Source organism: Marinobacter sp. ATCH36, from assembly GCF_023555055.1.
Taxonomy (GTDB): domain Bacteria; phylum Pseudomonadota; class Gammaproteobacteria; order Pseudomonadales; family Oleiphilaceae; genus Marinobacter.
In genome coordinates this window covers 633,093-654,130 of the sequence record NZ_JAMJPL010000001.1, presented here as the reverse complement: position 1 = coordinate 654,130, position 21,038 = coordinate 633,093, and the positions used below count along the sequence as shown (strand labels likewise).

At 51.9% G+C, this 21,038-nt stretch carries 15 protein-coding genes and 2 pseudogenes; 4 read left to right on the top strand and 13 right to left on the bottom strand.

Going from position 1 to position 21,038, the window contains the following annotated elements; all coding sequences use genetic code 11:
• Positions 1–20 precede the first annotated feature (20 nt).
• Positions 21–233, top strand: a pseudogene (locus tag M8010_RS02900) (type I restriction enzyme endonuclease domain-containing protein); the annotation flags it as partial.
• 4 nt (positions 234–237) lie between these two features.
• A complete protein-coding gene (locus M8010_RS02895) occupies positions 238–867 on the top strand; it encodes a hypothetical protein (protein ID WP_250088145.1) in 630 nt (209 codons plus the stop codon).
• 334 nt (positions 868–1,201) lie between these two features.
• Here the strand turns inward: M8010_RS02895 and M8010_RS02890 are convergent, their stop codons facing one another.
• The 7 genes from M8010_RS02890 to M8010_RS02860 all read right to left on the bottom strand — a co-directional run bounded on the left by M8010_RS02890 (position 1,202) and on the right by M8010_RS02860 (position 13,376).
• Complete coding sequence (locus M8010_RS02890) at positions 1,202–1,381, bottom strand: hypothetical protein (protein ID WP_250088143.1); 180 nt, start codon at positions 1,379–1,381, stop codon at positions 1,202–1,204.
• Positions 1,382–1,411: 30 nt separating this feature from the next.
• Positions 1,412–3,379: a diguanylate cyclase gene (locus M8010_RS02885; protein WP_250088135.1), complete on the bottom strand. Its 1,968-nt coding sequence runs from the start codon at positions 3,377–3,379 to the stop codon at positions 1,412–1,414.
• Positions 3,376–5,577 (bottom strand): bifunctional diguanylate cyclase/phosphodiesterase, encoded by a 2,202-nt coding sequence (locus M8010_RS02880; RefSeq protein WP_250088133.1) that lies wholly within the window; start codon positions 5,575–5,577, stop codon positions 3,376–3,378. Before M8010_RS02880 ends, M8010_RS02885 begins: the two co-directional genes overlap by 4 nt.
• Positions 5,578–5,740: 163 nt before the next feature.
• Positions 5,741–7,315 (bottom strand): methyl-accepting chemotaxis protein, encoded by a 1,575-nt coding sequence (locus M8010_RS02875; RefSeq protein WP_250088131.1) that lies wholly within the window; start codon positions 7,313–7,315, stop codon positions 5,741–5,743.
• A gap of 1,342 nt (positions 7,316–8,657) precedes the next feature.
• A complete protein-coding gene (locus tag M8010_RS02870) occupies positions 8,658–9,281 on the bottom strand; it encodes a DUF8453 domain-containing protein (RefSeq protein ID WP_250088129.1) in 624 nt (207 codons plus the stop codon).
• Positions 9,282–9,327: 46 nt separating this feature from the next.
• Entirely contained in the window at positions 9,328–12,777 is a 3,450-nt protein-coding gene (locus M8010_RS02865; RefSeq protein WP_250088126.1) for a class I SAM-dependent DNA methyltransferase, read from the bottom strand.
• Positions 12,778–12,815: 38 nt separating this feature from the next.
• Complete coding sequence (locus tag M8010_RS02860; protein ID WP_250088123.1) at positions 12,816–13,376, bottom strand: recombinase family protein; 561 nt, start codon at positions 13,374–13,376, stop codon at positions 12,816–12,818.
• A gap of 552 nt (positions 13,377–13,928) precedes the next feature.
• Here M8010_RS02860 and M8010_RS02855 point away from each other — a divergent pair.
• Positions 13,929–15,161: a hypothetical protein gene (locus tag M8010_RS02855; protein ID WP_250088121.1), complete on the top strand. Its 1,233-nt coding sequence runs from the start codon at positions 13,929–13,931 to the stop codon at positions 15,159–15,161.
• Between the two features lie 111 nt (positions 15,162–15,272).
• On the opposite strand, the pseudogene M8010_RS02850 reads toward M8010_RS02855, so the two are convergent.
• Positions 15,273–15,416, bottom strand: a pseudogene (locus tag M8010_RS02850) (transcription elongation factor GreB); the annotation flags it as partial.
• Between the two features lie 278 nt (positions 15,417–15,694).
• Here M8010_RS02850 and M8010_RS02845 point away from each other — a divergent pair.
• Positions 15,695–15,982, top strand: a complete 288-nt coding sequence (locus M8010_RS02845) for a hypothetical protein (protein ID WP_250088119.1) — start codon at positions 15,695–15,697, stop codon at positions 15,980–15,982.
• On the opposite strand, the gene M8010_RS02840 is transcribed toward M8010_RS02845, so the two are convergent.
• The 5 genes from M8010_RS02840 to rpoH form a co-directional block, all read right to left on the bottom strand.
• A complete protein-coding gene (locus M8010_RS02840) occupies positions 15,983–17,458 on the bottom strand; it encodes a HAMP domain-containing sensor histidine kinase (RefSeq protein WP_250088112.1) in 1,476 nt (491 codons plus the stop codon). It abuts the gene before it with no gap.
• Complete coding sequence (locus M8010_RS02835; RefSeq protein WP_250088102.1) at positions 17,445–18,125, bottom strand: winged helix-turn-helix domain-containing protein; 681 nt, start codon at positions 18,123–18,125, stop codon at positions 17,445–17,447. The genes M8010_RS02840 and M8010_RS02835 overlap by 14 nt, the downstream gene beginning before the upstream one ends.
• A gap of 104 nt (positions 18,126–18,229) precedes the next feature.
• Complete coding sequence (gene hyi / locus M8010_RS02830) at positions 18,230–19,009, bottom strand: hydroxypyruvate isomerase (protein ID WP_250088100.1); 780 nt, start codon at positions 19,007–19,009, stop codon at positions 18,230–18,232.
• Positions 19,010–19,012: 3 nt separating this feature from the next.
• A complete protein-coding gene (locus tag M8010_RS02825) occupies positions 19,013–19,927 on the bottom strand; it encodes an NAD(P)-dependent oxidoreductase (protein ID WP_250088092.1) in 915 nt (304 codons plus the stop codon).
• Between the two features lie 237 nt (positions 19,928–20,164).
• Complete coding sequence (gene rpoH, locus M8010_RS02820) at positions 20,165–21,034, bottom strand: RNA polymerase sigma factor RpoH (RefSeq protein WP_250088083.1); 870 nt, start codon at positions 21,032–21,034, stop codon at positions 20,165–20,167.
• Positions 21,035–21,038 lie beyond the last annotated feature (4 nt).

The window sequence follows — 21,038 nt, the reverse complement described above, 5'->3', positions numbered from 1 at the left end:
TTTTAAAATGCGTACCAACAGAGCTGGGTGATGACACGTTGAAGAAGATCAACGACAAGCTGAGGAAATTCACCACGGTGGACTGGCAGGTGCGGGAGAGCGTGCGGGCCAAACTTCGGATTCTGATTCGCCGGACGCTGCAGCGGTACAAGTGCACGCAGCAGAAGGCGCCGGCGGCGATTAAGCTAATCATGCAACAGGCAAAGGCTCTATCAAACAGTTGGAGCAATTGAAGCGATGGCTGACCCTTCTAAGTACGCCGGAATCTGGCCAAAAGGTTCGTTAAAAGCACTTGGGGAATGGCTCGCCAGCTGCCGACCACTATGGGTTTTCCTTGGTGGGTTAATAATTCCTGTAGCCATGCTTAACCTGGTCGGCGTCGGCTTTAGGAGCGCGCTGTTGCACGGTGGTTTTTTCCTGCAGATACTTTCAATTATTCTAATCGTATGTGAACTCAACAGGTTGAGGATTTATTGGGGAAAACCAGGTTTTCCGACGTCAATAAAAAACAAACTGGTTGAGCTAGGAAGAATTATATTCAGAAAAAGAAAATCTATGCACCTAAAGCCCGCTCCAATAAACGTAACTTCATATGTGTCAGCCCCAACCGTAATCGCTGGCGAAACTATTGAAGATCGTTTGCGAAGGCTGGAACGACAGCTTAATGAATACAAAAAGCAGCACAGGCAAGAGTTATCGGATTTAGAAGCGCGACTCTATAAAAAAGTTGAAGAAAAAGAAATTCGTGAAAATAAAGAAAAGAAAGAGAACGCTTCAAGGTTCACACAAAACCTGAATATGGAGTTAGTCGCTGCACTATGGCTTCTAAGCGGCATACTAATGTCTTGGGGGTCGAATTGTGTATGAACAACATTAATCTGAATCGCCCGAAATCACTGAGCATAGGACAGAGTACCGTTAAGTTATCCCACGCAGGACGGTTTTGATGGTGGTTCAGGCAGCCTGCTGAGGTGGCAGCTTTGCCGTGGAATCAGTGGCAGGCTTCGTCTGGAATCAATGGCAACCTTGGTCTGGAATACGTAGAGCACCTATCCAAGCCACCCTAAATAGCCCATTTGTGCGCGGCAAAAAGGTCCGCTTTCCAATGTTCGTGCCGGTTAGAGTATGGGTTCAAGGCCCGTGACCACAAAGCGGACCTTTTACAGCGCCCTTATATCGGCATTTTCTCTGGCTCAAGGCTCTATGAAGTCGGATTTAAAAGGGATGGCCCGAAATGGGTCAGCAATGCATGGAGCATATCGCCCAATTGTTTGCGGTTTTTCTGAAACAGGATTTCCTGATAGGGCGGCAGAGCTTTCTGCGCATCGCCCAGATACCGCACCACAAAGGGAAACTCCGCAATGGCCAGGGAATGATTCATCAGGGCATGAATCAGAGCCTGCCAGACCCATCACTCCATAACAATACGGTTTCGCCCTCCTTCTTTGGCCTTATAAAGCCCCTGGTCGGCACGCTTAATGGCCGGTTTCAGTGAGTTCTCTACCATGTAGATGTTCGTCACGCCAATAGAGGCCGTGTAGGCCAGCTGTCCGCCGTCGATAACATCAGTTCCGACGTCAACCGGGGTTGTTTCAATAGTTTTGCGCAGCCGTTCGGCAATCAGGGTGGCCTGCTCAATGTTGGTGTTGGGAAGCAGAACGGTAAACTCCTCGCCGCCCATCCGGCAAAGGATATCCCCTTCCCGAAGCTCGGCCTGTGCCGTTTGAGCGAAAGCCTGGAGGACCAGGTCGCCGACGTCGTGACCGTAGCGATCATTGATATTTTTAAAGCGGTCCAGATCAATGCCGATCAGGCATGCCGGTTCGCCGCTTCTCCGGGCGCGGGCCATTTCCATATCCGCCTGGTTTTCCAGATAACGACGGTTACCAAGCCCGGTTAGCGGATCGGTCATGGCCTGGCTGATCAGCAGTTCCTCCAGCTTCTGTCGTTCGGTCATATCGAACACCATGGCCCGGCTGTACTGGAAACCATCCGAGGTTTTGTAGGCCGTGGCTTCGATCGCGACCGGGAAGGTACTGCCATCACGGCACATCAGTTCGCATTCCGCCGAGCCTTCGTGGTCCTCTCCCAGTACCTGACGGAACGCTGCATCAAAGGCTTCCCGGGTTTCCGGGGTTACCAGTTCCCGGTACAGTTGCTTTCCAATGATCTCATCAGCGCTGTAGCCGAGCCATCGCAGCTCGGTATTGTTGATCCTGGTTATCACCCCGTGCTCATTCAGGGAATGGTATCCGCAGGGCGCCTGTTGGTAGAGGTCGGTGAGTTCCCTGGCAGTGTCTTTCGCTTCGAGAGACAGTTGCTGCGCGCGTGCCCTTAGCCGTTGTTGGTGATGATTGCTCAACACCCAGACAATACCGAAAGCGATTGCCAATACATAAACAAGTACCACCAACACAGCTGTCCAGGGGCTTTCAGTCAGCAGGTAGGTGAGGCCCGGCCTCGGCACGGTGATTCCGATGCGCCACGGCTGAGTGCCCGGAAATCCCAGCACTTGCTCTGCCTGACTGCGATAATGGTGTTTGCGGATGTCATAGGTCCGGAACAGAAGCAGGTCGCCACTAAAAAGTGCCTCGCCCCGGTTGGAGGAAGCCATGGCCTGCCAGGCATCCGACCACTGTGTGGACAGGGAACTGCCAAAGGGCATGGCAGCACTTTCGGTGGGTAACAGCGAATTGCCCTGGGCATCCACAAGTAATGCCTGAGCATGGGGATTCGTACCGGCGGCATGCGGCAAGCTGGTGGCCATAGAGTGCCAGTCCAACGTGACCAGCAGCACGCCCAGGCGTTCGCCCTCTCGCCCGAATACCGGTGTGGTGATATCCATCACCAGCGTGGTGGTTTCAGGGCCGGCCGCACCGGGCCCGAGATGGGGAGATGTGACATAGAGGCTGCGTGTCTTCAGTGTCATAGCTTCGCGGAAATACAGTGCCTCTGCATGGATCGGATCCGCCGCTGGGGACCTTGAACCCTGTGTGGAGAAACGTTCGTAGCCGTCAGCGTCAATCAGGGCCAGGCGGGTATAGCGGCCAAAATGGGTCAACAACGTGTTGAGCATATCGCCCAATTGCTTGCGGGTCTGCTGAAACTGGGTTTCCTGATAGGGAGACCGTGTTGTCTGCGCATCGCTCAGATACCCAACCACAGAGGGAAACTCCGCAATGGCCAGGGAATGATTCAGGCTCTCGTTCATGTCCTGAAGCAGTACATCGTATTCAGCCTCCAGCAGCGCCTCTGCCGCGACGCGGCTATACTCTGTACGGTTTTGGATATTCGACCAGAAAATCGGCGCCAGTGTGGCGGTCACCAGAAACACAGGCACCAATGTGGCCACAACCAGGCGTGTTCTCAGTGTTCTCATTCAGGGTGATCCACCGGCAAGAGTTCAGGCAGCTTTTTCAATTCGGCCAGAGGCATGGGGCGAGCGAACAGATACCCTTGCAGAATATCGCAATGGCGGTGGGCCAGATCTTCCTGCTGCGCCCGGGTTTCTATTCCTTCCGCAACCACCATCATGTCCATGTGGTGGGCCATGGTAATCACGCCCTGAACGATGGCAGCCATCCGGTGATCCGTTGCAACTTCCTGAACAAAGCTACGATCGAGCTTGACCTTGTGCGTGGGCAGGTCCCGCAGATAGCTCAGGCTGGAAAAGCCGGTCCCGAAGTCATCCAGCGCCACCCGTATGCCCATGGTTTTCAGGGTTTGCATCAGCTCGATGACAGCCTCGGCCCCGTCTAGTAACACGCTTTCGGTGACTTCGAATTCCAGCAGTTGGGGCGGAAGTCCAGTTTCTTTGAGTACCTGGCGGACATCGTCGAGGAAGCTGTCGCGAATGAACTGCAGCGATGAAATGTTGACGGCAACCCGCAGCCCGCGTTCCCGCTGGGCATTGAAGTCGACGATGTCTGTGCAGGCCTGCCGGAGGATCCAGAGACCCAGAGGCACAATTTGTCCGGTTTGCTCCGCCAGTGGAATGAATTCGCCGGGCGAGACCATTCCCCGGCTGGGATGATGCCAGCGAACCAGTGCTTCAACGCTGCGCATGCGCCCGGTAACGGCATCCACCAGGGGCTGGTAATGGATTTCAAACTGATCTTCCTCCAGCGCCGTGTGCAAGTCCTGCCGTAAAGCGACGCTGTGGCGGCTTCGCTCGACTTTTGGGCCGCTGTACCACTGCCAGGTGTTCCGGCCCTGGCGCTTGGCGCGGTCCAGCGCAAGATCCGCAAATTGCTGCAGCTGGTAAGGCGCGTTCAGCTGCGTGCCGTTACAGGCAATGCCGATGCTGGCGCTGATTTGGACTTTGTGATCGTCCACTTCAATCGGTTCTGCCAACCCGGCCAATAGTCGCTCAGCCAGTTGAATGACCTCGTCCCGATCCGTAAACCCGGGCACCAGCAGTCTGAATTCATCGCTACCCAGCCGAGCCAGGGTTACATCAGGCCCGGCCAGATTTTTCAGGCGGCTCGCAACGACCTTGAGTACCTCGTCGCCTGTAGGATGCCCCGGGCCCTCATTAATGGCCCTGAACCCGTCCAGGTTCAGATGCATGGTGGCCAGGGTTCCCGCTCCTCCATCGGCAGTTAGTGAATGACACAGCACTTCCTGAAAGGCGGCCTGGTTGAGCAGGCCGGTAAGCAGATCATGGTTCCGCTGATAGATAATCTGGGCTTCCTGATCTTTCTGGCGGGTAATGTCCCGACAAATACCGTAGACACCCACAACCTCGCCACGGATCATGACCGGGAAGGCGACAGTTTGTAGATAGTAGAGTCGCCCGGTTGCATGGGTGCCCATCATTTCGTGGGCAATGGCTTCACCGCTTCGGGCCCGGTTAAACGCAGCCTGGGTTTGTGCGCGGTCATCGGGTTCGATGAGGAAATCGAAGTGTCGCCCGAGCATCTGATCTGCCGAGAAGCCCGTGATGTCTTCCAGAGCCCTATTGCAGCTCTGGAAGTGACCCTCCAGATCAAAGGTGTACACGCCATCGGGATGGTTGGTGAGCAAAGCTTGATACCACTCAGCGAGACTCAGAAGGTTCTCGGCATCCCGGTTCCTGAGAATGGCCAGTGCCACCAATGCGGTGCTGCGGGCCAGGCTCCGTTGAGCCTCGGCGGTGGGGTTGGCCGGCGCACGGTAGTAGGTAGCGAAAGTGCCCAGCAGCTCTCCCTTGGAGGTCAGAATAGGCATGGACCAGCAGGCACGCAGACTCTCGGCCTCAGCGAGGTCATGGAGCCCGTCCCAGCGCGAATCTTTCTGGATATTCTCAGTGATCACCCATTGCCTGGTGAAAGCTGCGGTGCCGCAAGTTCCCTGGCCGTCGCCGATAGGAAAGTTCTGCATAGACTCGACAAATCGATCCGAAAACCGGCGGCCTGGCATCAGGCTCAGAGTGTCGGTCTGCGGATTGAATCGCATGATTGAAACCAGCGACCCTGGCATCATGTGACTGGCCCAGTCGGCAATGGCTTCCAGTATTTGTTCCAGCGGCTTTTGCTCGGCAATCAGTTCGTGGATGTTCTGCTGCGCTTCGAGCAGCAAATAATCAATGTCGCTCATACTGAAGCGCCCTCGGAGAGATAGAGTGATTCGCTAAGACCACCTTACGCGCAATGTCAACAGAAATACGTTTTAGGTTCGAGGTGTGTTCTACCATTCGGTTTTGTTCTTTTTACTTCTCTTACATTGGCCGGACGGAGTACCCACCCGGCATTTCGTTACGTTAGATCCTGAAGCGACTGACCTGCGAGCTCAGACCCTCGGCGAGTCTCGCCAGTTCATCGCTGGATGCAGACACTTGCTCGGTCGACGTAGATGACTGCTCCGCTATATCCCTGATTCGCGTAATGTTCCGGTTAATATCTTCAGCCGTAGACGTTTGCTGCTCAGCAGCTGTTGCAATCTGGCTGTTAAACTGGCGTATCTCCTCAACCGCTTCCGTCATATCACGAATGGTGTTGCCTGCCTGCTGGGCCTTCGAAAGCGTGTCTTCGGCCATTGCAGACCCCTTGGCCATCTTGTCTACCGAGGATTCTGCGCTGGAAACAAGATTACTGATCAGCGTCTCGATCTCCGTCGCTGACTGCTGGGTTCTCTGCGCAAGTGAGCGAACTTCATCAGCGACCACGGAGAAACCTCTTCCATGTTCCCCGGCTCGCGCGGCTTCGATTGCGGCATTCAGAGCCAGCAGATTGGTCTGGTCTGCGACTGCTTTGATAACCTCAAGGACCGTAACGATACTTTGCGTGTCACCTTGTAATTCCCGAAGTTGCTCCATGACTTCTGACGTCATGGTATTCAGTGCGCCAACGTGAGAGAGCGTCTCCTCGACCGATGTCTCGCCCTCCTGCGCTTTTTCATCTGCTCGACGTGCGGATTCAAACGCAGCTTCAGCACTTTTCGCAACTTCGTTCACGGTTGCGACCATCTCGTTCATGGCGGTAGCTACCTGGTCGGTGCCATCACTTTGCGCGGCAACATCACGGCTGGTCTGCTCCGTAACGGTCGACAGCTCCTCGGAAGAGGAAGCAATATTGCTCGCCCCTTCGTCAATCTGCTTTATAAGCTCCCGAAGATTGGTAACCATCGTGCTGAATGCGGAAAGCAGCTGGCCAAATTCGTCGCTACGGTTGCTGTCTATGCGCACCGTCAGGTCGTTGGACGCTACTTTGTTTGCGATCTCGACCGTTTCACGAATCGGTTGAGTGATCGAGCGCACCATAAACCAAGCAATCAGGCCCGCCGATAGAACGGCCAACACACCAATCGTCGTAAAGGAGGTAACCGCTGTGTCGTATTGCTCTTTCATGCGCTTTAGCTGCACGTCCTGAAGTTCCACCGCCGTAGCAACGTTTCGGCGGGCCACCTCAACGATCTGCTGCTCAAGTGCCGTGATATCATTATTGTCGCTCTCAACACGCGCTTGCAGCCGGGACAATAGAGACTTGTACTTTTCGACGCCCTTAACCACACCATCCACCCTGGCATCGTCTTCTGCCACTACCAGCACGTCTTTGAGCGCCTGCAGCTGGTCTGCGGCTTTATCCGCAAGTTCTCCGGCGGCTCTGAGGTAACCGAGATCCCCGCGGATGACGAAATTCTTCTCTTCAGTCCGAGCATTAAGTAGATACGACTCTGCAGAGGCGGCCTCGCCCACGATCACGGAGCGCTGCCGATAATCGCCCATTGTTTTGAGAGCCAACATAATCAGAACAATTGAGAAAGCCACAACAACAACGAAACCTGCGGTTAATCTCTTTCCTACAGAGACATCATTCAGCCTGGCTAATCCGGACATGGTTCCCACTTAAAATTTCCATCGAAAAGTTGATTTCAGTCAATTTTGACTCCTGTTTTAAGTGTATCGTCAAAGTGGATGAGAATAGAATTTGTTGTATGTTAAATGTTGTAATCTCTGCATTAATTCTGAACCATTCCTGATTCCCCTATTTACACAGGATTCGATCACGCTACAGAGATTAGTTTCTGTTAGGAAGGTAGATACAGCGGGGCCAGTGAGCGAATCTGAGGTGATTATAGTCGGTCAATCCAGCTGTTGGATTTTTGGACTGGCCGAACGAGCTGCGTTCCGTTGACCAGTGAAGTCTGCTGCAACGGTCATAAGATTACTTATTGATACATTAAAAACAGTATCAAATCTTCAGGCATTGTCTTCCATCCGACCTTGCTCATTAGTAAAGCTTTGTGGCTTACCGCCGACTCTTGTACCGGGGTGTCAATGGTCAACTAATCCGAGGCAGTATTTAAATTTCCCGAACCAACTGGCGGCGGAAATGGAATGCTTACCCCGATCGTCGACACATAGTCACTGCGGCAGGACGTTAGAGTGAACCGGGACGAGCCCCTCGATTAACGCCGATCGTTTACCATAATTGGGTTCTTATGCGCAGTGATGATTCCTTCACCGCTGTGCTTGCCCATCGCTGTTCTTCCATTAATTTTCTTTGCTTAAAATAGCTGTATGTATAGCCAGCATCAATACAAATGTATCGATATATGGGGTATATTGACGTTGCTGTGCCACTATATGTGGTTTTCTGCATTTTTCACACCAATGGCACTACGGAGGAATTCCAATGCCTATTTATGCAATATCGTATGACCTAAATTCGCCAGGTCAGAAATACCAGCGAGTAAAAGAGGCTATTGAAAGTTGCGGAGATTCGATCAAGCCAATGGAGTCATTCTGGCTAGTTGATAGCGGTTTGGATTACTCGCAGATCTCGCAGAAAGTGCGTGAGGCACATGATGATAATGACAGGCATCTGGTTATGCGGATATCGAGTGAGTACCAGGGATGGCTAACACAAGATGCGTGGGATTGGCTAAACCGACGTCAACATAAACTCGCTGCTTAAGGAGCAGATATGGCTACGACGAAAAGCGGTAACAAGAAGGTTCACGTACCAGAGCACGTGAGGAAAGGGAAGAACGGACAACGCAAAAAAGTGCGAGAGCATTACCGTTCTACCCCAAATTGAAGCACTTAGCATAGGTGTACTTCGTCACCGGGCTGCCACCCGGTGACAGTATTAAAGGTCTCGCGGCTCCTTTTATCAACCATCCGCGTTAATTTTTTTGTAACGGCGTGATTCTTTCTGGGACTGATAGCAAGAGGATCAAGCTTTATTACCGGGATCGTTGTCCGACCGTTCAACATTTACCACACGCAGAGCATTATTTGAGGGCGATCGGAGTTTTTTTATTTCAGATGTCATCACTTTTAAGTGTTCCGCTATCTGCTTGTCCCAGTTTCTGTCACTAATGTCGAAGTTTTCAAAGGACTGAATATCAATCCTGGACACAGTTTGGTGGGCACGCTTCCAGAAAGCCAGTGAGGGCTGGCTTTGGTAGGTGGCGGTTATATCGAGGTAGTCACCATCAATGCCTTGTCGGATGCCATCAAACTGACCCCAAGTAATGACACGTTTCGATCCGGGCCCAAAGCAAGGGATCCCATTAACGAGAGGTCCGCGGTTCATCGAGTTTGGTTTGCGGGCTTTCTCAATGCCAAAAGCTTCTTGAGGCACCGGCTTGGTTGATTGAAAAGAAACATTCCATGCCGCACTGCGACCAGTGTTTTCAATAATTAGATTGATGAGCGATGGTCGCTTCAAGTCGGGATCAGCATAGACCACAACGTGAGGGTCCTTTGCGTCACGAAACAGCAGGTAACTAATCAATGTTGAGGTCGTCGCAATGATAACTGCGACGAGACTCACGATGAATGCGCTGAGCTCCACCTGACCCCCTTAACTGTTTGAAGCCGAATTGAAACCCGCCAAAGAGTCATAATGTATGCCAGGTCCCAGTTTCTGACTCGTACTCTGCAATACCGACAGCAGCCAGCGATTGCAGGCCTTCCTCAACCGATTTCATAGGTTTCCGCTTGAACTTCTCAGCCAGGCTTTCCGTAGTGTGAGATCGTTCGGCCAGTGCCTCCCGGAGCACCCGGAGCTGATCGGGAATGGCTTTCGGGAGCGTGGCTTTGCCTTTGCTGGTGACGGCTTCCGGTTTCGCAGCAGCGGCTTTCGGCGCGATGCCCACTTCCGTCTGCACTGCATCCGGTGCCTGATACTCGGGACGTAACCAGCGAACGATGCCGCGTGATTCTTCCTCGGCACGCTGCTTGTTAAGCGCGACCAGCCGCATCAACAGTTCTTCTTCTGCTTCCGCCTGCTCGGCCGGTTTGTCAGGAAGCGGGGTTGTCGCGCCCGGGCGACCTACCAGTTTGTCGGCCAAGTCTGACCAGCCGTAGGCTTCGAAAACGGCCAAGTCCAGGTCATCGTGGAGCTCACGAAGGATAGAGATTAAACCCTGCTGATGGATGGTCTTTTCTTTATCAGTGAGCTCTTCGCCGGATCGGAGTTTTTCCAGCACGTTATACATTCCCGTTATTGCCAATGACTCATGCTTGGATTGCTGGCGTTTACGGTGGGCGTCGATCCTCTCTGCCAAGTCATTTATGCGAGCAGCCTGCGCGTCTGTAAGTACTGGGAAAGGAAATGCCTCAAAACAGCTATTCTTGTTATAAACTGGACGGTCTTCCAGTGTAGCTCCAGATGCTATGGCCCACAGTAAATGAACCCTGCTCGACATCACCCCAAGACATTGTCCCTCATCCGCTGCAATAGCAATCAGCTTATCGTCCGGGACTATTTCGGCAGACAAGAAAGTAAAGAATCGGTGTTTAGAGGTTTGAACGGTAGCGACGTACCTTCTGATTTTTTCAATTGATTTCCTAAGTCGCGGTTGGTTTTCTGCGAATAACCACCAGTTCTCTCGCCTTGATTTGCGGGCGTTCTGATCCCGCTTAGGCTTAACACGATCAAATAACCACTGCCAAGTTTCGGGATATTGATACCGTAGTTCAGTTTCAGTCAAATCAAAAGTGTCGAGAACGTAAATCCCGCGAGGTTTATTAGCCAGATCCCTTCCATTCCTATAGGGACGCATCAAAGCACCATCGTCCAGTTTATTCCCCTGCTCAGGGAGCACGAGAAAGCCCTCGCCATGGGGGATCATACCTCGGTTGCTGATAAGGCTGTTTGATTTTAAACCTTCTGCCCCAGCTACGTTTGCTCCAATCCCAAGGTTGGAAAATAGTTTCCCTGATTGTCTGTTTAGCACCACAGAGTGGCTGCCATCATCTTCTCCAGATTCTGAAATAACTCGGCAGAGCTCACCCAACGAATCTCCTTTCACGCCTACCGTCATGGCAATGCGAACTGCTGCACCATCATTTCCGTCCACCCAAGGGTGATCAGGAACCGCAAAGGCGAGCGACAGCGGTTTCTTAGCATCATTTAGTTGGGGCTCCAATACGCGCCGATTGAACGTTTGTCGTAGGCTATTAGTCGTAATGAAACCGAATTTTTGGGCCTCACTGTGGCGAACTTTCTCTGCAGCGATGTGCCACCAGTACATGACAAAGTCTGCTGACTCCGGGACAGCCCCTTTGTAAACTTCTCTTAAGGCATCGACATAACCATCGCCAAGTGAAATTCGTAGCCTCTTGTTTCCGATAAACGGTGGGTTGCCGACGATATACTCCGCTTCCGGCCATTCTGCCCTCCGCGGATTGTGATACCGATACACAGTGGCCTGACCGGCTTCATCGGGGATCAGCTCACCCGTTGTCGGGCTTACCTTCATCGTGATTCCATCCCAGATGGTCACCGGTTCCCCATGATCATCCAGTTCCGGTTCCCGACTGTCGTATTCAATCAGGGCATCCCGGCACTCAATGTTTTTGAAGTCCCGAAGTATGGGCTCGGGAAGATCCAGACGATCACTCAGCCGGTAGTGCCACTGAAGGTAACCGATCCAAAGCACCATCTCGGCAATCTGGGCCGCCCGCGGGTTGATTTCCAGGCCAAGAAATTGGTGAGGATCGACAGTCAGCCCCTCACTTTCTAGAACGCCCTGGCCCTGGGTCAGCTCTGACATGAAACCTAGAACCTCCCCCTCCAGGCGTTTCATGTGTTCCAGTGCGACATAAAGGAAATTAGCACTGCCACAAGCGGGATCCAGCACTCTTGTTTGGCAAAGCTGGTAATGGAACGCCTGGACTTCCTGGAGAGCTTTCGTCGTTTTACCCTGACGCAACAGAGTTTCTGCGGCCCCTCGAATATCGCCCCATTGTTCACGAAGCGGGTCGATCAGGGTTGGCATCACTAGACGTTCAACGTAGGCCCTGGGCGTGTAATGGGCGCCAAGCTTGTGCCGCTCCCGAGGATCGAGGGCACGCTCCAGCAGTGTGCCGAAAATGGCAGGTTCAACGAATCGCCAGTCAGCTTTAGAGGCATCGATGAGTAGTTGAATCTGTTGAGCGTTTAACGGGATCGGATCGATGTTTTTGAACAGACCGCCATTGAACCGTTTGATGGTTTGCATCAAACGCTCGCTATACCCCCCGGAATTCATGGTTTCCCAGAGGCCTTTGAGGGCCTGGGGAAATGCGTCGGGATTCTGTTCTTTGATATCTATCAGCAACTTCTGGAATGACTCTTTGGGTAGCAGCTCCACATCCTCGGCGAACATGGTGAACAGGCAGCGCTTCAGAAAACTGGCGACCCGTTCAACGTCATGCCCGCTTTGTTCTAGCGACCTCGCAAGCTCTGCCAGCTTAGTACTGACTTGGCGTGTAACTTCGGCGGCATGCTTACTTGGATCGAGCTGACCAGGCTCTAACCAGAGTTTACGTAGCCGATGCTGGACCTCCTTCTTATGAAGGTCATCGAGCCTTATTTCATAATGTCGAGGGTCAGGGAAAGGAACGTAATTACCACCCGTTCGTGTGAACTCTGAGTATATGTAGATGGCGTTACCAACATCTACGATAACGATGAAAGGTGGCCGACCATGCTCTACTTCTTCTTGGGGCAATCCACGAATATAGCGCTCAGCTTGAGCTACGGCCGCATTTATCGCATTCTGTTGGCTTTTCGACGCCAGCGCTTTACCTGTCTGCTTCCCTTCCAGAACAAAGCAATCCCGACGATACAGGTCGATGTATCGGTTGTCGGTATTACCATCGACACGTGCAGATGCGATGAATCGCTCAAACACATAGGCGTTCTGGCTAGTATCGCCCTCGCCGGGGACTGGGTGCGGCAAGTCTAGGAGCGTACATAGATCGCGCATGAATGACTGGAAATTTGAGCGTTCACTGCCCGAACTTCCTTTCCAGCGTGTGAGGAAATCGGTTACAGCGGAAGGGTCTGCAATAGGCTCCAAGCTAACTACTCCTCGGTACAGCATTATTTTTGGGGATGTTACCCTTTTTTCAGGCGGTTAAGCGAAGCGTTCAAAGTAGTTCTGACCACTCCGAAGTGTTCGGCCACTTCTTTTTTTGTGAGGTTCGGGTCTAACAGCATGGCTGCCGCTTTCGTTACATCGGCGTCTGACATGGCTCGCTTCCGGCCGCCTTTCCGACCACGGGCCCGGGCTGCCTGAAGCCCGGCCTTTGTTCGCTCCCTGATAAGGTCATGCTCAAACTCTGCCAGGGCACCAAAGATATGGAACACCAAGCGGCCTCCAGAACTGGTGGTGTCGATGGATTCCGTCAGTGACTTGAAGCCGATTTCCCGATCATGAAGATCCTGGACAATCTCAACCAGGTCTTTCAGCGAGCGGGCAAGTCGATCCAGTTTCCAGACAACCAGAACATCGTCCTTCCGCAGCGTACGGAGGCACTGCGACAACTCAGGTCGTTCTCGTAGCTTGCCGGTAAATTTTTCCTGGAAAACCTGTTCGCACCCTGCTTTTTCTAGAGCATCCACCTGGAGCTCTGCGTTTTGATCCTGAGTGCTGACACGTGCATAACCTATGATCATAAAAGGTACCCTTTCTGGTCATAGATTGTTGTACGGAATTGTTGATCATTAAACAAGGCAAAATCGGGGTTTTTGAGGGGCAGGCTATGACGTCCAACAAACGACCCTTTTCTGTCGATAATGAGTGGTCACCTGTGAAAATGCAAAGTCAGATCCTTATAGAAACATACAATTACGATATTTCCGTTATCAATCTATTTCTCCAGAACTAATATACCCGTTATTTCTATCAATTGATTTAACTTTTCAAACACCCCTCGTATCATTGCACATGTGATTATATCCGACGCCTTGTGTTTCCGCATATCAATATCAAGGATCAAGGATTAGAAAACACGAGGGCCTCTAAGTTGAAATTTATTTAAATGACAAAATATATATTTTACTGAATAGCAGTTTATTATCAATCTGAATAAATCTAAGGTATATAAATGAATTTAAACATTTATTTATCGATATTAATCTTCAATGTATGCTTATAGCGTACGGCTTTTAATTGTTTTTTATGGACTGTATAATTTTCCAATTAAGATGCCATAATTAAGGACAAAAATGATTTGTTACCCAGAAGATGCAATCGAAACAGAAATTTCAGCTATTAATGATTATTGGTTAACATCAGATAAATCAACAACCGGATTTTTTTATACAAAAAGACAAATCCTTGATTATCACAATTTCAGTCCTGATCGATCTTTGATGTTTTTGGTAAACAACTCAAAATTACTTTCAACTCATCACCGGTTAATTTGCCAAAATTGCAATCAAAGAATTCCCGCAAAAAATAGAAATGACTATATGCGTAGAACTAGAGGAAAAGGTTTAGCAATCTGTTCTGATTGCAAAAAAATCAGGCAACGGCGAATTATTGATGATGCAAACGAAATATTAAAATTATACAAAATTGAAAATTTCTGCGCTGCTAGTTACCTAGACAATCTCACAATAGAAGAGTCTATTGCTTTGCTGTCAATTTCTCGCAAAAACACTAAAAATAGCAGATTCTTAGGAGAATCATTGGAAACAATATCTATAACGGGAGTTCAAACTATCGATAAAAAAATTTTATTTTCTCTTATCAATAAAAAAGCATTATTAAATATTCAAGATATTCCCGAAAAAGTTGATGCTGCAAACAAAATTATTGATAAAAATTTTGGACGGAATTCTTACGATAGTAGAGATGAAGATCTTCGTCAGAAAACTAATTGTATATTACCGGGTGTTTATTTGAACTCGCCAATATCAGATGCGGATATGGAAATCTCAAATATCATATCGCATCTCTACCAAAATGTGCGGATCTCTAAAATAGATAAAATTCAAGCACAGGAAATACAGGAAATAATAAAAGGAATCCAGATTGGGAAACTCTATGAGATGATAGTAGAATTAACCAAGGAATATAAGTTCCCCATCCAACACTCGAACTCACTTCGTGCGCTCCTAAATCATCTCGCAGATAATTACACACCTAAAAATATTTATTATACTTTTAGAGCCAAGGTGGAAAGTACGATTGTTCATATGCACAAGGAGGAAAGACCCTTTTATGTTGAAAGGCATTTTTTCACAACCTTTGTAGAAAATTATATCCAATATATAGAAAATAAAGGCTTTATGCTGAAGCGAACGTCGCCTCTTCCTAAAACCATTCAAACCTCTCCCTTCGAGATACTCTTTACACAGATTTATCTTAATGGGCCTTTCGATTGGAATATGTTGTCGGCGAAGAGGGTAATGGCACTTTTTTTGGAAAATGTGAAATTTTCGGAGGAGGCCTAAAATCCTACGCCCAGAATAATAGTATACGGAAGAAGTATTAGTACTATTTATCTTTTCTTTATAATCATGTTGTTAGATAATTTAGTATTCAATCAGAGGTTCTTTAAGGTTCTCGGCATTCTCCGAACGGTCGCCCTGTGCAGCTGCTTCACGCACAGACTGGGTAACCTCCGGTCGCTTTTCCTTCCACAGGTAGCGGAGCTCTTCACGCAGGGCCTTTTCGCCCTCCGCTGTTATGTAGCGGGTTCTGGCCATAGAAAATTCATCGTGTAGAAATAAAAAAACCCCGTAAAAACGGGGTAAGGCTAGCGCTGTGCTGGAGGGAGAAGCAAGTGGCGTTTCCACCGGCTTCCATAACTACAGCTTCCATTTTCCATAGTCGAGGTTACACAGCAGTGGCCGCACAATTACGTTTTTTTCAGGGCAGTATTTAGGTTGTTCACTCTAGGGAAGCGCGCTAATGTTCAGACCCAATAAAGGTATTTCCCAATGATGTATGCTATTGATCAACACTTTCAAAACGGGGCTTCGACATGAACACTCAAAAACTCATCAACACTGCGCTGAACGGCCTGGACAGCATTGGCTACCGGCTCGAAGAGTACGGCATTACCGGCAAACTGAACCGCCACAATCTGGCCGCATACATCATGCTGGAGCAGAAACACCTGGAAGGTGAATGGGACAGCATTCAGGCGAAGTTCGATCGCCGCCGTTCACAGATTGATGGCCTGCTGACCGCCATCGAAACCCGCACTGATCCGCTGATCAAACCCCTGATAAGCCGTGTAAACCAGTTCCGGGGCGTTTCCGGCAACTGATCAGGCACCCTTGAGCTCGCCCGGAGAAGTTTGCTCTCCGGCTTCCGCCGCCGGAATCGTCTGGGTATCCTTCAGGCGTTTCTGGTTCGGTGAGTACGCCGGCATGCGAACGGTCACCATCAGCCCGGGATTGTCCTCTCCGGGATGGTGGTCGCTAAGGGAGATGACTCCCTGGTGTATCTCGGCCACGGCGCTGACAAGGCTCAGGCCAAGACCATTGCCCGGCAGGGACCGGCTTTTGCCCACCCGATAAAAGCGCTGGAACACCTGGTCTTTTTCGTCGTCTGGAATACCGATTCCGCTATCCCCGACTTCAAAGATCGCGTCGCTTCCTTCCTTGCGAACATTGACACGGATCTTGCCCTGTTCAGGAGTGTACTTGATGGCGTTGTCGATCAGATTACTGACCATCTGGAACAGTAGATCCCTGTCCCCCTCAATCACCACCTCGTTTTCAAGCGACTGCTCGAAATCCTGATCCTTGTCTTCCGCCAGCGCCTCATAAAGTTCGCATGCGTCGCTGACCAGCTCTCCCAGGGAGACCTGTTTCATGTCCGCGCTATTGCCACGGGTTTCCAGCCGTGCGATTCGCAACAGGGCATTGAAAGTCGCCAGCAACTGGTCGGCTTCCGCTACGGCACGCCCAGCCTGTTCACGGGCTTCGTCATTGTCCACCGACATCAGGGTATTCTCCAGCTGGTTACGCAGCCGGGTCAGCGGGGTTCTGAGGTCGTGGGCGATACTGTCGGAAACGTGGCGAATGCCTTCCATCAGGTACACAATGCGATCCAGCATCTGATTCAGGTTTTCCGCCAACTGGTCGAAATCGTCGTCGGTACCCCGGTTGGGTATTCGCAAGGACAGGTGCCCGTTCATTATTCGTCGGGACGTGTTATTGATCACTTCGATACGTCGGGTGGTACTTCGGCTCATCAAATAGCCGCCCAGTAATGCCAATGCCAGGGTTATCCCCATACCCCAGTTGATGGCCTTTTCGATAACCCGCTTGAGGTTGGTAAGTTCCTCCACATCACGGCCGACCAGCAAGCGCAGGCCGCCCTGCACCTCAAAGATACGGGCGCGGGCCAGGCGTTCGGGGCCGGTCCAGCCAACGGAGTTATCCAGCGTGAAGTTGATCCAGCCACTTTCCGAGCGTGAGCCCTTGGGCCAGGTTTCGATGTTGCCGGCAAGCTTGAGAAAGTCGTCGGTGGTGAGCAGGTAGATGGATTTGGCGTTGGGGTCACGGGCAACACGCTCGCGAATGATGGAAATCAGGCCATTAATACCACTCCCGCGGTATTGCTCAGCGAGGCCGGCAATTTCAGCCTCGATGGTTTCATCGGTCTGGGCAGTCATGAACCCTGCTGTGCGCCAGTAAATAAAGGCCAACAACAGAAAAACCGAGGTGGCGAACACCACCATATACAGCAGGGCTAACTGGAACGATGAGGTTCTGAGCTGGCTAAGCAGTTTCACGCAACATGTACCCTGCACCCCGTATGGTCTGCAGCAGTGGGGTTTCGAATTCCTTGTCGATTTTTGCCCTCAGGCGGCTGATATGCACATCGATCACGTTGGTCTGGGGATCGAAATGATAGTCCCACACCTTTTCAAGCAACATGGTACGGGTGACCACCTGCCCGGCATTACGCATCAGGTATTCCAGCAAGCGGAACTCCCGGGGCTGCACATCAATATTATGCCCTGCCCGCTTGACCGTTCTGGCCAGCAAGTCCATTTCCAGGTCTGCCACCTTCAAAACGGTTTCGGTTTCGGTGGACTGACGGTTACGGCGAACCAGGGACTCGATACGGGCCAGTAATTCGGTGAAGGAGAAGGGCTTGGTGAGATAGTCGTCGCCGCCACCCCGCAGGCCTTCCACCCGGTCGTCCACGTCTCCCAGGGCGCTGAGAATCAACACAGGTACCTGATTGCCAGTGGCGCGCACCGTCTTGATGATTGCCAGACCATCCATGCCAGGCAGCATGCGGTCGACAATCATGATGTCGTACTCTTCGCTGGCGGCCATCATCATGCCATCCTTGCCATCCGCCGCATGGTCCACGACAAAATCAGACTCTTTCAGCCCTTTAACAAGGTAGTTTGCCACGTCCTGATCGTCTTCAATTACCAGTGCTTTCACCGGTTATCCTCCTGAATAGCGGATTACATTAACAGCTAGGGTACGAAGAACATCGGTTGCCGGCCAGTTACGATCTTGTAAGAGGGTGTCGCCAATGGCGACGGTCAAACGCTCTCCCGAAACCAGCCCAGACTCGCCGCCGTGTCGCTTTTGGGGCGATATTCCGCACTCACCCAGCCACCATACCCCAAGCGGTCAATAGCCGCGAAAACATTCCAAAAGTTAATCTCCCCGGTGCCAGGTTCATGGCGGCCCGGATTATCCGCAAACTGGATGTGGCCGATCCACGGCAACAGACACTCCACTGAGCGGATCAGGTCTCCCTCCATAATCTGCATGTGGTAAAGGTCATACTGCAATTTAACATTATCAGCATCAACCGCCTCGATCAGCTGCATCACCCGGGCGGAGCTATCCAGGAAGAACCCCGGTATATCCACCCGCGAGTTGATGGCTTCCAGGCACAGGGTGATCCCCTCGGCCTCCAGTTTGGTGGCGGCATAGCTCACATTGCTCACCAGGGTTTGCCAGGCAAGCGCCTCTTCCAGCGTATCGGGCCGGATTCCGGCCAGACAATTGACCTGCTTGCAATTCAGAGCCCGAGCATAACGAATGGCCTGATCGACACCCGCCCTGAATTCTTCTACACGGTCGGGCAGGCAGGCAATACCACGTTCACCAGCGTTCCAGTCGCCGGGTGGCAGATTGAACAACACCTGGGTCAGACCGTGTTTCTCAAGCTCACGCTTCAGGTCCTGTTCCGGCCAGTCATAGGGAAACAGATACTCAACACCGGTAAACCCCGCCTCCCGCGCCAGCCGGAAACGGTCCATGAAATCCGACTCGGTAAACAGCATGGAAAGATTGGCAGCGAATACAGGCATGGTTTACCCCTTACGTTTTATGGCCGGCGAGGAACCCAACAGGGCGCCATTGAGATGTTCCAGCTCCAGCAGCAAGCCACTGTGGTCCACATCGCTGTGGCCGTTCGCGACCAGGCTCTGATACTCATTGTGCACCTGTTGAGCAAGGGGCAGCGTGAGTCCTTCGGAACGGGCCTCATCCAGAATCATCCGCAGATCCTTGAGCTGAATCCGCGCCGGCGCGCCTGGAGCAAAGTTCCGATCAATCATCCGCTGCCCATGCAACTCCAGAATCCGGCTACCGGCAAAACCACCCATCAGCGCCTCCCGCACAGCCGACGGGTCCGCGCCGCCTTTCGCCGCCAGCAACAACGCCTCCGAAACCGCCCCAATGGTAATCCCCACAATCGCCTGATTGGCCAGCTTCGCCAACTGCCCCGCACCTACCGGCCCGATCGGCGTGCATTTCCCCAACGCCTCAAAAATCGGCCGCACCCGCTCAACATCCGCCTCCGAGCCGCCAGCCATAATACTCAACGTGGCCTGCTCCGCACCGACCGTACCTCCAGACACCGGCGCATCCACATAACCGGCACCCCGCTCCCGGGCCAGCTCAGCATGACGGCGCGCCAGTGACGGCTGCACCGAACTCATATCAATATACACCGCCCCGGCCTTCAGCGCGCCAATACCACCCTGGCCCACCATCACGTCCTCCACCACATCCCCGTTCTCCAGCATGGTGATCACCACATCGGCATCACGAACGGCGTCTTTCGGTGAATCTGCAATGGTGGCCTCGTCTTTGAAGGGATCGCACTTGCTGGCAGTACGGTTCCAAAGCGTCAGCGAGAAACCAGCGTCCAGCAGATTACGAACCATGGGGGTGCCCATCAGCCCGACACCGAGAAAGGCCAAATGAAGACTTTTTATAGTCATATTGTTCGAGTCCCTATTTCAAAAGCCAGAAGAAGCGAGTGGGCAGGCTGTTCCAAAACCGTGCGGAGCCATGGATGGCGGAGCCGAGCGTACACGGACGTATTCACAGCGTGTTTTGGAACAGCCTGCCCACTCGCTTCCACGCCAAGGTTTGTTTTAAAAGAGTATACAAACAAAAACGCCACCAACCCCGCAAAGGGTGGTGGCGTTCTGACAGAACCCGATATTCTCTCGGGCTTACGCGGCGACTTCTTCCGTCGTCATCTGGGCACGAATTTTCTTCATGGCGTTCTTCTCTAACTGACGGATACGCTCAGCAGAAACACCATACCGGTCAGCCAATTCATGCAACGTAGACTTACCGTCGGACAACCAGCGCTCCCGCAGAATATCCTGGCTGCGCTCGTCCAGTTGTTCCAGCGCCGCCATCAGACGGCCATTGGAATCGTCGGTCCAGTCTGACTGCTCCAACTGAGTCGCCGGATTGCTGCGATGGTCCTCCAAAAAATACGCCGGTGCCTGATAGGCATTATCGTCGTCATCGTCCTGAGGGCCATCGAAAGCAGTATCGTGGGAGGCCAGGCGGCCTTCCATTTCCCGCACAACCTTTGGCTCAACACCCAGTTCACTGGCCACGGCATTGACCTCATCGTGGCTCAGCCAAGCCAGGCGCTTCTTCTGGCTGCGCAGATTAAAGAACAGTTTGCGCTGGGCCTTGGTGGTTGCGACCTTCACGATGCGCCAATTGCGAAGAATGAACTCGTGAATCTCGGCCTTGATCCAGTGCACCGCAAAAGAGACCAGTCGCACACCGTATTCCGGGTTAAAACGCTTGACCGCTTTCATCAGGCCTACGTTGCCTTCCTGAATAAGGTCGGCTTGGGACAGGCCATAACCAGCATAACTGCGGGCAATGTGGATCACGAAGCGCAGATGTGAAAGAACCAGCTCACGGGCAGCCTCTACATCACCGTCGTAATGGAGCCGCTCGGAGAGCTTCCGCTCTTCCTCAACAGACAACACCGGAATGCGGCTCGCTGCCTGGATGTAGGACTCCAGATTTGCGCCCGGGACCAGTCTGTCGATGACCTGTAAATTCGTACCCATGTCT